This window comes from Lysobacter sp. MMG2, assembly GCF_016735495.2.
Taxonomy (GTDB): domain Bacteria; phylum Pseudomonadota; class Gammaproteobacteria; order Xanthomonadales; family Xanthomonadaceae; genus Lysobacter_J.
The window spans coordinates 1,273,397-1,285,633 of the sequence record NZ_JAERQY020000001.1; the positions used below are offsets into that span (position 1 = coordinate 1,273,397).

A 12,237-nucleotide genomic window follows, 5' to 3' on the forward strand; every position below is an offset into this window, starting at 1 on the left:
CATGTCGCTGAAGGACCAGGTCATCGTGGTGACGGGCGCATCGCGCGGCATCGGCCGTGCGATCGCCCTGCATTGCGCTGGTCAAGGCGCGCAGCTGGTCCTCGTCGCGCGCGACGCGGATGCACTGCAAGGCGTGGCGGACGAATGCCTTGCCGCGGGCGGACCGGAACCGCATTGCGCTTCCCTCGACCTGACTCGCGACGACGGCATCCCGGCGCTGTTCCAGGATCTGTTCGCGCGTTACCGCAAGCTCGACGGGCTGGTGAACAACGCCGGCATCCTGCACGAAGGCGTGCTCGGCATGATCCGCCCCGACGACATCGACCGCGTGCTCGCGGTCAACGTCAAGGCGCCGCTGATGCTGATGCAGTACGCCGCGCGCCTGATGACGCGCAACAAGCGCGGGAGCATCGTCAACCTGGTTTCGATCATGGGCGTCCAGGGCGCGGCCGGCCTGACGCTGTACTCGGCGAGCAAGGCCGCGATGATCGGCGCGACGCTCTCCGCCTCGAAAGAACTCGCGCCACGCGGCATCCGCGTCAACGCGGTTTCTCCCGGCTTCATCGACACCGACATGACACGCGAGATGCCCGAGGCCGCGCACGCCGCACGCGTCGCGTCGATCGGCCTGGGCCGCGCAGGAACGCCTCAGGAAGTCGCGCAACTCGTCGCCTTCCTGCTCGACGATGCGTCGGCCTATGTCAGCGGGCAGGTCGTCGGCATCGACGGCCGCATGGTGGTCTGAGCGATGGCCTTCTGGGAACTGGAGCGGCAACGCGCCGACGCGATCGCGCTTGTCGATGCGCAGCGCTCGTGGACGTACGGCGAACTGGCGCGCCTGTCCGACAGTGCCGCGGCCGTGCTGGGACCGGGCCGAACGGTCGGTTTTCTGTGCATGCCCAGCACCGTCGACGCGGTTGCGCTGTACCTGGGCGCGCTGCGTTCGCGGCGGCATGTTCCGCTGCTCGTGCAGCCGGATGTCGATGCGACGCTGCTTGCCGCGCTGGTGGCGCATTACCGTCCCGACTGGCTCGCCCTTCCGGACGGCAGCGAAATGGCCGGCTACGCCGTGGCGCATCGCGGCGGTGGCCTGGTCGTCCTCGTCCGTGACGAACCGGTGCACGCGCAGGCACCGCATCCGGACCTTGCCCTGCTGCTGAGCACGTCCGGCAGCACCGGCTCGTCCAAGCTGGTGCGCCTGTCGTACGAAGGCCTCGCCTCCAACGCGCGCGCGATCGCGCAGTACCTCGCCCTGCGCGAGGACGACCGCGCGATCACGACGCTGCCGCTGGCCTACTCGTTCGGCATGTCGATCCTCAACAGCCATCTGGAAGTCGGCGGGTCCATCATCCTCACCGAGGAGAGCCTGGTCGGTCGCGGCTTCTGGGATCTTGCCCGCACGCACGGCGTCACGTCGCTCTCGGGCGTGCCCGCGACCTTCGAAATGCTGCGGCGCGTGGGGCTTGAGCGCTTCCAGCTCGATCGCCTGCGCATGCTCACGCAGGCCGGCGGCCGCCTGCGCGACGCGATGATCGAGACCTTCCTCGATTTGTGCGGGCGCATGGGGCTTGAGTTCTTCGTGATGTACGGGCAGACCGAGGCCGGCCCGCGCATCAGTTACGTGCCTGCCGCGCGGCTTCGCGAGAAGGTCGGCAGCATCGGCATCGCCATTCCCGGCGGCGAATTGCGCATCGACGCGGACACTGGCGAACTGATCTATCGCGGGCCGAACGTGATGCTGGGCTACGCGGAGGCGCGCGGCGATCTGGCGCTGGGCGATCAGGCGAACGGGGAGCTTCGCACCGGTGACCTCGCCCGCCGCGACGAGGACGGGTTCTTCCATCTCACCGGGCGCGCCAAGCGCTTCATCAAGGTGTCGGGCAACCGGGTGAACCTCGATGAAGTGGAATCCATGCTCTCCGCCGAGCTGCAGCGCCTGGTGGCGTGCTCCGGCCGCGACGATGACCTGGTCGTCTTCGTCCCGGGCGAGTCGCCCGTCGAGCCCACGCGCATCAAGCAATTGATCCAGCAGCGTTACAAGCTCTTTCCCGGGCATGTGCGGTCGGTGGCGTTGGACGCCCTGCCGCTGTTGCCGACCGGCAAGACCGACTATCAGGCGCTTCGCAGCATGAGCGAAGCCCAGGATGTACGAGCATGAGCGCCACTGAAGCGATCGCACCGCTGGAAGCGGACGTGTACGGCCTCGACCGGGAATCCAAACGGCGCTGGCTGCTGGACGGACTCAACGAACTGACGCGGCACCATCGCACGAACTGCCCCGAGTACGGCCGCATGGTCGATTCGCTTTGGCCGGCCTCGATCCAGGCGCAGGACCTCGAATCCGTGCCCTGGCTGCCTGTCCGGTTGTTCAAGATGCTGGACCTCAAGAGCGTTGCGCAGGAGGAAGTCTCGCGTACGCTCGTATCCAGCGGCACGACGGGAGCCGCGGTGTCGCGGATCTTCCTCGACGCCGACACCGCCCGCTCGCAAACGCGCGCGCTGACCCGGATCTTCGCCGAGTTCGCCGGCAACAAGCGCATGCCCATGCTCGTCGTGGACGACGACAGCTTCCTGCGCGATCGCACGCGGTTCAACGCGCGCGCCGCCGGCATCCTCGGCTTCGCCAATTTCGGTCGCGACCACAAGTACCTGCTCGACGAACAGCTCCGGCCCGACTGGGACGCACTGCAGGCCTGGCTGGAGCGCCATCCCGACCAGCCGGTGTTCCTGTTCGGCTTCACGTACATCGTGTGGCAATCGCTGGTGATGGCCGCACGACGCGACGGCCGCCGCTTCCGCCTTCCGCATGGCAGCCTGCTGGTGCATGGCGGCGGCTGGAAGAAGATGGAGGAAGCCAAGGTGGACAACGCCGCGTTCAAGGCGGCCCTGCATGACGTCCTGGGCCTGGAGCGCGTGCACAACTACTACGGCATGGTCGAGCAGGTCGGCTCGGTGTTCTTCGAGTGCGAACACGGCCACCTGCACTCACCGGCCTATGCGGACGTGATCGTTCGCAGCACGGACGACCTGACTCCCGTGCCCAATGGAACGTCTGGTGTGATCCAGGTGCTGAGCCTGCTGCCGCGCAGCTACCCCGGGCATAGCCTCCTGACGGAGGACCTGGGCGTCGTGCATGGCGAGGACGATTGCCCTTGCGGACGCAAGGGCAAGCATTTCGGCGTGCTGGGCCGCCTGAAGAACGTGGAAGTACGCGGTTGCAGCGATACCCGGACGGTTCCCACGCCATGACGACGTTCCTGTTCTCCAGTTCGGCCGACCCCGACCTTTCGGCGCAGCTCAAGCGGCTGCGGACGCTGGGCACGCTGCAGCCGTTCTCGCACGCCGCCACGGAGTTCGTCGGCGATTTCTCGCGGCGTGTGCTCAAGCTCCCGCAGCTTCGCGCGCACCCGGAACTGGCGACGCTCGCGCACTGGTTCCGCCCGGCCGGTATCGCTCATCTTGAGCGGCGCGCGTCCGCGGTCGAAGGCAACCGCATCCTCGCGCGCGGCCTCGTGTTCCATCTGGCTCCGGCCAACGTCGACGTGCTGTTCGCCTACGCCTGGCTGATGTCGGTGCTGTCCGGCAACGCCAACGTCGCGCGCCTGTCGCAGAAGCCCAGCGCGCAGCGCGACGCCCTGATCGGCATCCTCGGCGCGATGCGCGAGGAGGGCCTGCACGCGGAGGTCCTCGACCGGACGATCCTGCTCACCTATCCGCACGACGCCGCGATCACCGCGCAGCTTTCCTCGCACTGCCACGCACGCATCGTCTGGGGCGGGGACAGCACGGTTCGCACCATCCGCGCGATACCGCTGCCGCCGCTTGCCGTGGAGCTTGCGTTCCCGGACCGCTTCGGCGTCGCTGCGATTTCCGCGGCCGCGCTGGACGCGGTCGGCGAAGACGATCTGCAACCGCTCGCGCGGCGTTTCGCCAACGACATCCTGTGGTTCGGCCAGCAGGCATGCTCGTCGCCGCGCTGCCTGTACTGGATCGGCGATCACGAGACGATCGCGCGCGCCAAGTCCCGCCTATGGCGCGCGGTGCGTGAGGATTCGGCGCGCTTCGAGGACGAGGCCGCCGCGCTGATGAGTCGCGTGACCGATGCGCACCTGCTGGCCGCTCTGGGGCACGCCGAGACCATCGACGGCGGCTTTGCGTCTTTTCCGATCCGTCTGCAGGCCGCACATTCGGACGGCGATGTTCGCGAGCTCCAGTCCGGCAACGGGCTGGTCGTGGAAGTGGAACTGCCGTCGCTGGCCGACATGGGCGCGCAGCTCGACGATCGCGATCAGACCCTGGTGCAGTTCGGCTTCGACTCCGCCGACATCGACGCCCTGCTCGCGCAACTGCGCGGCCGCGCCATCGACCGCGTCGTGCCCTTCGGCCGCGCGCTCGACTTCCATCATGTCTGGGATGGCACCGACCTGTTCAGCGTCCTGCGCCGACAGGTGACGCTCGCCAGCGTCTGAGCCATCCGCAACCCAACGCGAGACGAACATGACCCTCTCTGCCTTCAAAGCCTATGACATCCGCGGCCGCGTGCCGGATGAACTCAACGAAGACATGGCGACCCGCATCGGCGTGGCGCTCGCGGGAATGCTCGATCCCGGTCGCATCGTGGTGGGCCGCGACGTGCGTCTGAGCAGCGTCCCGATCCAGACCGCGCTCATCGACGGACTTCGCGCCACGGGCCGCGATGTGCTCGACATCGGGGAATGCGGCACGGAAGAGGTGTATTTCCAGACCGATCATCTGGACGCGGCAGGCGGCGTCATGGTGACCGCCAGCCACAACCCGATCGACTACAACGGCATGAAGCTGGTGCGCGAGGAGGCCAAGCCCATCAGCGGCGACTCGGGCCTGTTCGCGATCCGTGACTCGGTGTGGACGCTTACGGTTCCCACCGACCGCAACGCCGGTGCGCGCCTCCCGCATCCGGACAAGTCGGCGTTCATCTCGCACCTGCTCGGCTATATCGATACCGCCGCGCTGCGTCCGCTGAAGATCGTGACGAATGCGGGCAATGGCGGCGCCGGTGCGATCGTGGACCTGCTTGCGCCGCACCTGCCGTTCGAGTTCGTGCGGGTGTTCCACGAACCGGACGGTCGCTTCCCCAACGGCATCCCGAATCCGCTGCTTCCGCAGAACCGCCAGGCCACCATGGACGCCGTGATCGCAAGTGGCGCGGACCTGGGACTGGCCTGGGACGGCGACTTCGACCGCTGCTTCTTCTTCGATCATCGCGGCCGTTTCATCGAGGGTTACTACCTGGTCGGCCTGCTGGCCCAGACCATCCTGCGCCGCAATCCGGGCGCCAAGGTGATCCACGATCCGCGGCTGACCTGGAACACGATCGAGATGGTCAACCAAGCCGGTGGCATCCCCGTGCTCAGCAAGACCGGCCATGCCTTCATCAAGGAACGCATGCGGACCGAGAACGCCGTGTACGGCGGCGAGATGAGCGCGCACCACTACTTCCGCGACTTCGCCTATGCGGATTCGGGAATGATCCCGTGGCTGCTCATCGCCGAATTGATCTCGACCAGTGGGACCTCGCTCGCCGATCTGGTGGAGGAACGCATGCGCCGTTTCCCGTGCAGCGGCGAAATCAACTTCAGGGTCGCCGATTCGCGCGAGGCCATCGCCCGGGTGATGGACCATTACCTGCCGAGGAACCCCGTGCTGGACTACACCGACGGCACCAGCGCGGACTTCGGCGATTGGCGTTTCAACCTGCGCAGTTCGAACACCGAGCCGCTGCTGCGCCTCAACGTCGAAACGCGTGGCGACGCCGCGCTGCTTGAGCGGCAGACGGCCGAACTGTCGGCACTCATCGGCACGCCGGATGCAGGCCACTAGCGCCGTCCGCACGCCGGTCCCAGAATCGCCCGGGCCGGGCACAGCCCCAGGGGCCGCCCGCCCACAGAACCAGGAAATACCGTGAGCTATGTCTTCATCGCCCTGACGATCCTGCTGACCGTGTACGGTCAGATCGTCCTGAAATGGCAGGTTGGCCTGAATCCGACGGCGACCATCGAGAACTTGACGCTGCGTCCGATCCTGACGCTGTTGTTGAATCCATGGGTCATCAGCGCCTTTGCCGCGGCGTTCGGCGCATCGCTGTGCTGGATGGCCGCCATCAGCCGATTGCCGCTGAGCAAGGCGTATCCTTTCACCGCCCTGAGTTTCCCGCTGGTGGCGCTGCTGGCCGCCTGGCTGTTCCACGAGAATTTCGACATGCACAAGGTCGGCGGCACTGCGCTGGTGATCGCCGGTGTCATCGTTCTTTCACGATCAGGAATCTAGACGTGGCACAGATCACCCATGGCGTTCGTTCGGTACTCTCCTCGGCCGTCGTCTACGATCTGACCCAGCGGATACTGGGTGCCGAACGCAGTCGCCGCATCCTGGTCCGCGATTACATCCGGCCCGAGCAGAGCGACCTCGTGTTCGACATCGGCTGCGGCACGGCCGAAATGCTGCGCCACCTGCCCGAGCACGTTCGCTACATCGGCTTCGACCTGTCGCAGGACTATATCGACGCAGCGCGCCGGCGCTTCGGTGATCGCGGCAGCTTCGAGTGCATCGACGTCGCCGACTACCAGGACACTGCGCACGACGGCGGCGCCGACATTGCCCTGGCCATCGGCCTGCTGCACCACCTCGACGACGATCGTGCGGCCGCCCTGATGCGGACGGCCTGGAACAAGCTGCGCCCGGGCGGCCGACTCATCACCATCGACGGCACCCTCGTCCCGGACCAGTCCGGCATGGCACGCACGATCATCCTCAAGGACCGAGGGCAGAACATCCGCGAACCCGGGCAGTACACGTCCCTTGCGACGCAAGTGTTCGGCTCGGTGAAGACGACCGTGCGGCATGACATGCTCTACGTGCCTTACACCCACTGCATCCTCGAATGCACGCGCTGAACGCAGCGCCCCAGGAAACCCGGAGCTTCCAGTGATTCCGTTCAACAAGCCCTACATGACGGGCCGCGAGCTGTCGAACATCGCCCAGGCGCACACCAATGGCCATCTGTCGGGCGATGGGATCTTCACCAAGCGCTGCAACCAGTGGCTGGAGCAGCACACCGGGGCCCGCCGCGCGCTGCTCACGCACTCGTGCACCGCGGCGCTGGAGATGGCAGCCCTGCTCCTGGACCTGGAGCCCGGCGACGAAGTGATCATGCCGTCCTTCACGTTCGTTTCGACCGCCAACGCCTTCGTGTTGCGGGGCGCCATACCGGTGTTCGTCGACATCCGGCCGGACACGCTCAACCTCGATGAGCGCCTGATCGAAGCCGCGATCACGCCGCGCACGAAAGCCATTTGCGTCGTGCACTACGCCGGTGTCGCGTGCGAGATGGACGCCATCATGGACATCGCCCGTCGTCATGGCCTGCACGTCGTGGAAGACGCCGCACAGGGCATCTACTCCACCTACAAGGGACGACCGCTGGGCGCGATCGGCGAACTTGGCGCGATGAGCTTCCACGAGACGAAGAACATCATCTCGGGCGAAGGCGGCGCGCTGATCGTTCGCGACGAGACGTTCGCCGAGCGTGCCGAGATCATCCGCGAGAAGGGCACCAACCGCAGCAAGTTCTTCCGCGGCCAGGTCGACAAGTACACCTGGGTCGACAAGGGTTCTTCCTACCTGCCGAGCGAACTCATCGCCGCGTTCCTGGCCGCGCAGATGGACGAGGGCGACGAGATCACCCGTCGCCGCATCGCCATCTGGGATCGCTACCACGCCTGGGCCGAACGCCACGAGGCCGATGGCCTGCTGCGCCGCCCGATCGTTCCGGAGCATTGCGGGCACAACGCGCACATGTACTACCTGCTGATGCCGAGCCTGGAGCACCGCACGCGCTTCATGGCGCGGATGAAGGAGTCCGGCGTGGGCACGGTGTTCCACTACATCCCGCTGCACAGCGCACCGACCGGCCTTCAGTGCGGCCGTGCCCATGGCGAGTTGCCGGTGACCGACACGACCAGCGATCGTCTGGTGCGGCTGCCCCTTTGGGTGGGACTGGAACCGCAGCTCGATCGCGTCCTGGAAGCGGCGGACGAAGCGCTGGGCGTCATGCTCGGCGCCTGATCGCCGCAGGCATTCGGGGCAGACGAAAAAAGGCGGCCGGTGACGGCCGCCTTTTCTTTTCTCAAGGCCTGGGCGGCTTGCCCGCGACCGGGCCGCGACGCTGCAACTGGATGCCGTACAGGCGAAGTTCGCTGGAGCCGTCGGTGAGGACGCGGAACTCCAGATCCGAAGCATCTTCTGGCAGGTCGAATGGCAGTGTGATGCGCTGTCGTCCCGCGCGCTTCGCCGAACCGGTCACCCGCACATCCGAACCCGCCTTTGCAGAGACGTCCAGCGTCGCCACTCCAGGCCCCGCCTGACCCAGCACCTCGATATCGAACGTCGCGGCGTACTGGCCCTGCTCAAGGCGAATGTAGGGTCCGAAATGAAGGAAGCCAGGCTGCCCCTTGGTCGCCAGGACACTGGCACTTCCGACCTGGAGCAGTTCGCCAACCGTGTGCAGCGATGTCGTCGAGGGCGTCAACAAGCGGGGACGCCGCACTTCGTCGTCCCATAAAGGGAGCGTCTCGGCAAAGTTCCTGGCGTACACGAGAACGTTGAAGTCGCCAAACCTGCGGATGCGCACAGGCTCGCCCGCGAGGGATGCAAGCAGGGGAAGATTGAGTTCCGCCAACTCGTCGTCCTTCAAGGCCAGGAACGTCTCGCCAGACCACGCCTTGGGCCGGTACCAGTTCTCCGACGCGAGGTGCAGCATCGGACGGGGTAGACCGTCGGCGAACCTGATCTGTCGTATGCGGACGTTTCCACCACTGAGCACAGTAGGCGCACCTGCGTTCCAGTACGTGGCATAGCCGTAGCGTAGCCCGTCAGCCTGAAGCGCTCGGACGAGCTCGGTATGCGCCGTAACCGGTCGTTTGGTGGTGGGGTGCGAAAGGATATTGGAGGGCAGGACGGCGCTGGTCATCAACACCAGCGAAACCATCAACGCCGCGAAGCGATACAGCGGAGAAGCATCAGGGCTGAAAATCCTGATGAACACCACCAGGAGTCCGAATGCGAGGGAAGGCACGAGGTAGCGTGCGGCCGCCTCCGGGGTCACCATGCTAGGAATGGTTGTCGTGCATTGGAGAAAGAAGAACAACGCACAAGAGAAGGCCGTGAACGAGGCGATGAAACGCAGCCCCGGGTTCCGATCCCGCAAACAGGCGATTACTCCCACGACGATGAGTACGAGCGCGGTGATGCCCGCGAGCATCCTGATCGCCTGGTAGGCCCCTTCAAGGCTGAGTATCGATCCACCTGGGCTGGGCACGGCGCCGAGGATGTCGAGCAATCCCTGCAGCGTGAACTTGAGATTGCGGACCATGTCCGAGAACGGCAGCCACTTGGCCAAGCCGACGTCGAAGACGTTGTTGACGTGGCCGATCGTGACTGCATGGAGGATCGCGCCCAGCAATCCGCTCACGAGAACCAGGGCCACGAGCCAGAGCGCGCGTTTGGTGTCTGCGTCCCAGCGCAACTCCTGCGTCCAGGCACGATGGACGAGCGTTGCCCCAATCGCGGCCATCAACGGCAGCGCATACGATGCCGCCGCGCGCTGCGCGTTGCTCCAGAAGGCCAGCGTCATGATGACGCCCATCAACGCGCCCCAGAGCCACAGCTTGCGGCCTTGCGCGTGCAAGAAACGCCAGGCCAGGAAAAGCATGAAGCAGGCAAGGTAGAAGACGACTCCGTACCCACCCTGGCCGTAGAACTGCTCCGCGATCTGCCATGAGATCCCGCTGGCAAACACTGCGATGCACAGCAGCCGCACCCAACGCGACGGATTGGCGATTCCTACCGCGAGCCACATGCCCGACAAGACCAGCAACGACGTCAGCGCACCCGAGATTGCATGGAGCGAGAACCCGTTGGACGCGAACGGAAGGAACGGGAGGATGAACAGTTGTCCGAAGACAACCATCAGATCGCCATTAACATAAGTCCAGTCAGGCGGAAAGAACGAGCGGCTCTCGTACATTTCCTGCGCGAGCAGGTTCTTCGTCCCCGCATCCGAGTTGAAGTCCTGGACATACCCCAGAAAAACGAAGTCGAAGAGCAGCAGCAGGTTGCATGCAACGACCAAGAGCAGGGCAACTTTGGAACAACGCACCATCAGGCCGTCGCGTCCGGACCAACTCATCCAGGAGTTGCCTTCACCGTTCATGTACCCCCCCCATGTTTCGATCTCGCTTCCCCATTGCCAGTTCAGGCTTCGTTTCGATACATCCACTCGAGCGTATCCCGCAACGGAATCTGCGGCAGCGGCCCGATCGCGCGTGCAAGTCGCCCGGCGTCGCCCCGCAAGCGCTTGACCTCGTTCGCGCGGACGAACGCGGGGTTGACCCTCACGTCCATGCGATGACCGCTGATCGACTCCATCAACGCGATGACCTCGCGCAATGAATACTCCTGCCCGGAACAGACGTTGAAGACGTCGTCCGCCGTCGCGCTTTCCGTCAGGCGCGTGTAGATCTCGGCCACGCCTCTCACGTCGTAGAAGTCCCTGGAGACGTCCAGGTTCCCCAGTTCGATGTGATCGGCCTTGCGCTTGAAATGCGAGACGATCTTCGGGATGAGGAACTTGTCCGACTGGCCGACACCGGTGTAGTTGAACGGCCGGGTGATCGTGATCGGCAGTTGCGAACGCCACAAGTTCGCCATGAACTCCATCGCCAGCTTGCTCACCGCATAGTCGTTCTGCGGCGCAGGGGCGACCTGCTCATCGACGCTGCCTTCGGCGTTGCCATAGACGTTCGCGCTGCTGGCGAGCAGCACACGACGCGGCTTGTGCTCGCTGGCGGCCAGCCCTTCCAGCAGGTTGCGGGTGCCCACGACGTTGACGCGGTAGATCTCGTCCGCGTCGCCGTGTGCGACGAATGAGATCGCCGCGAGGTGGACCACGACGTCCGGCCGGGCCTGCGCCGCAGCCGAAAGCGTCGCATCCCGATCCAGGAGGTTTACGGCTTCCCCTTCGCCGCCGCCGTGCGACCAGGCCGCGACGCGGTAACCGGCGCGCTCGAGCGAAGCACGGACGTAACGCCCCGTGAAGCCCTCGGCGCCCGTCAGCAGCGCGATGGGAGCCCGATCAGAAGGAGAAGCCACGCTCGTTCCTAGCCAGGTCGGCACGGACCATCATTTCGCACAGTTCCTCAAGCGAGGTGCGCGGCTCCCAACCCAGCTTCTCCTTGGCCTTGGACGGATCGCCGATCAGCAGGTCCACTTCGGCCGGTCGATGGAACTTCGGGTTGATGCGCATGACGACCTTGCCGGTCGCCGTATCGAGCGCCGTTTCATCCTGGTCCCGGCCACGGAACTCGACATCGATTCCCGCTCCCTTGAACGCCATGCGCACGAAGTCGCGGACGGTCTCGGTGCGATTGGTCGCCAGCACGAAGGTGTCCGGCTCGTCCACCTGCAGCATCCGCCACATCCCTTCGACGTACTCCTTCGCGAAGCCCCAGTCGCGCTTGGCGTCGAGGTTCCCCAGCTCAAGGCAGTCGAGCATGCCGAGCTTGATCTTGGCCACCGAGTCGGTGATCTTGCGGGTAACGAACTCGCGACCACGCAGCGGACTCTCGTGATTGAAGAGAATGCCGCTGGTGCCGAAGATGTCGTAGCTCTCGCGGTAGTTCACCGTGATCCAGTGCGCGTAGAGCTTGGCCACGCCGTACGGGCTGCGCGGGTAGAACGGCGTGTCCTCGCGCTGGGGTACGGCCTGCACCTTTCCGAACATTTCGGAAGTCGAGGCCTGATAGAAGCGGATCTTCGGATTAACCAGACGGATCGCCTCAAGCAGGTGCAGCGCGCCGACGCCCGTGATCTGCGCGGTCGTACCGGGCTGGTCGAAGCTGACCCCGACGAAGCTCTGCGCGGCGAGGTTGTAGATCTCGTCCGGCTGCACGCGCTGCACCAGCGCGATGCTGGAACCCAGGTCGGTCAGGTCGTACTCGACCAGATGGAGATTGGGATGCCCGCTGACGCCCAACTCGTCGATGCGCCAGAAGTTGACGGAGCTGGTTCGCCGATACGTGCCGTAGACGGTGTACCCCTTCTCCAGCAGCAGTTGTGCGAGATAGGCACCGTCCTGACCGGTGATCCCCGTGATGATTGCCTTCATGGCCATTCCCGTTAGTTAAGTAAATCTTCCAAAAA

The 12,237-nt window shown here is 65.3% G+C and carries 11 protein-coding genes; 8 read left to right on the plus strand and 3 right to left on the minus strand.

Annotated elements, in window-relative coordinates:
* The first annotated feature begins 1 nt into the window (after position 1).
* The 8 genes from JI752_RS05750 (at position 2) to rffA (ending at position 8,103) form a co-directional block, all read left to right on the plus strand.
* Positions 2–745: an SDR family NAD(P)-dependent oxidoreductase gene (locus tag JI752_RS05750; protein WP_216960481.1), complete on the plus strand. Its 744-nt coding sequence runs from the start codon at positions 2–4 to the stop codon at positions 743–745.
* A 3-nt stretch (positions 746–748) separates the two neighbouring features.
* Positions 749–2,158: an AMP-binding protein gene (locus tag JI752_RS05755; protein WP_216960484.1), complete on the plus strand. Its 1,410-nt coding sequence runs from the start codon at positions 749–751 to the stop codon at positions 2,156–2,158.
* Positions 2,155–3,249, plus strand: a complete 1,095-nt coding sequence (locus JI752_RS05760; protein WP_216960487.1) for an acyl-protein synthetase — start codon at positions 2,155–2,157, stop codon at positions 3,247–3,249. The genes JI752_RS05755 and JI752_RS05760 overlap by 4 nt, the downstream gene beginning before the upstream one ends.
* Positions 3,246–4,469 (plus strand): acyl-CoA reductase, encoded by a 1,224-nt coding sequence (locus tag JI752_RS05765; protein ID WP_216960489.1) that lies wholly within the window; start codon positions 3,246–3,248, stop codon positions 4,467–4,469. Before JI752_RS05760 ends, JI752_RS05765 begins: the two co-directional genes overlap by 4 nt.
* 28 nt (positions 4,470–4,497) lie before the next feature.
* Positions 4,498–5,859 carry a phosphomannomutase gene (locus JI752_RS05770; RefSeq protein WP_216960492.1) on the plus strand — a complete coding sequence of 454 codons (1,362 nt, stop codon included), beginning with the start codon at positions 4,498–4,500 and terminating at the stop codon, positions 5,857–5,859.
* Between the two features lie 81 nt (positions 5,860–5,940).
* Complete coding sequence (locus tag JI752_RS05775; RefSeq protein ID WP_216960496.1) at positions 5,941–6,306, plus strand: EamA family transporter; 366 nt, start codon at positions 5,941–5,943, stop codon at positions 6,304–6,306.
* 2 nt (positions 6,307–6,308) lie between these two features.
* Positions 6,309–6,932, plus strand: coding sequence for a class I SAM-dependent methyltransferase (locus JI752_RS05780; RefSeq protein WP_216960498.1), 624 nt, complete (start codon positions 6,309–6,311; stop codon positions 6,930–6,932).
* A 31-nt stretch (positions 6,933–6,963) separates the two neighbouring features.
* Positions 6,964–8,103, plus strand: a complete 1,140-nt coding sequence (gene rffA, locus JI752_RS05785) for a dTDP-4-amino-4,6-dideoxygalactose transaminase (protein WP_216960502.1) — start codon at positions 6,964–6,966, stop codon at positions 8,101–8,103.
* A 61-nt stretch (positions 8,104–8,164) separates the two neighbouring features.
* Here rffA and JI752_RS05790 read toward each other — a convergent pair whose 3' ends face one another.
* The 3 genes from JI752_RS05790 to gmd are packed head-to-tail and all read right to left on the minus strand — an operon-like array spanning position 8,165 to position 12,202.
* Entirely contained in the window at positions 8,165–10,249 is a 2,085-nt protein-coding gene (locus JI752_RS05790; RefSeq protein WP_216960505.1) for a hypothetical protein, read from the minus strand.
* Positions 10,250–10,290: 41 nt separating this feature from the next.
* Positions 10,291–11,187 carry an NAD-dependent epimerase/dehydratase family protein gene (locus JI752_RS05795; RefSeq protein WP_216960508.1) on the minus strand — a complete coding sequence of 299 codons (897 nt, stop codon included), beginning with the start codon at positions 11,185–11,187 and terminating at the stop codon, positions 10,291–10,293.
* Positions 11,171–12,202: a GDP-mannose 4,6-dehydratase gene (gene gmd, locus JI752_RS05800; protein ID WP_216960510.1), complete on the minus strand. Its 1,032-nt coding sequence runs from the start codon at positions 12,200–12,202 to the stop codon at positions 11,171–11,173. The genes JI752_RS05795 and gmd overlap by 17 nt, the downstream gene beginning before the upstream one ends.
* Between the last annotated feature and the right edge of the window lie 35 nt (positions 12,203–12,237).

Excerpts from the sequence above, each read along its gene's own strand:
- JI752_RS05760 (WP_216960487.1), top strand. The coding sequence starts at position 2,155 with ATGAGCGCCACTGAAGCGATCGCACCGCTGGAAGCGGACGTGTACGGC.
- gmd (WP_216960510.1), bottom strand. The coding sequence starts at position 12,202 with ATGAAGGCAATCATCACGGGGATCACCGGTCAGGACGGTGCCTATCTC.
- JI752_RS05770 (WP_216960492.1), top strand. The coding sequence starts at position 4,498 with ATGACCCTCTCTGCCTTCAAAGCCTATGACATCCGCGGCCGCGTGCCG.
- JI752_RS05790 (WP_216960505.1), bottom strand. The coding sequence starts at position 10,249 with ATGAACGGTGAAGGCAACTCCTGGATGAGTTGGTCCGGACGCGACGGC.
- JI752_RS05765 (WP_216960489.1), top strand. The coding sequence starts at position 3,246 with ATGACGACGTTCCTGTTCTCCAGTTCGGCCGACCCCGACCTTTCGGCG.
- JI752_RS05750 (WP_216960481.1), top strand. The coding sequence starts at position 2 with ATGTCGCTGAAGGACCAGGTCATCGTGGTGACGGGCGCATCGCGCGGC.
- JI752_RS05755 (WP_216960484.1), top strand. The coding sequence starts at position 749 with ATGGCCTTCTGGGAACTGGAGCGGCAACGCGCCGACGCGATCGCGCTT.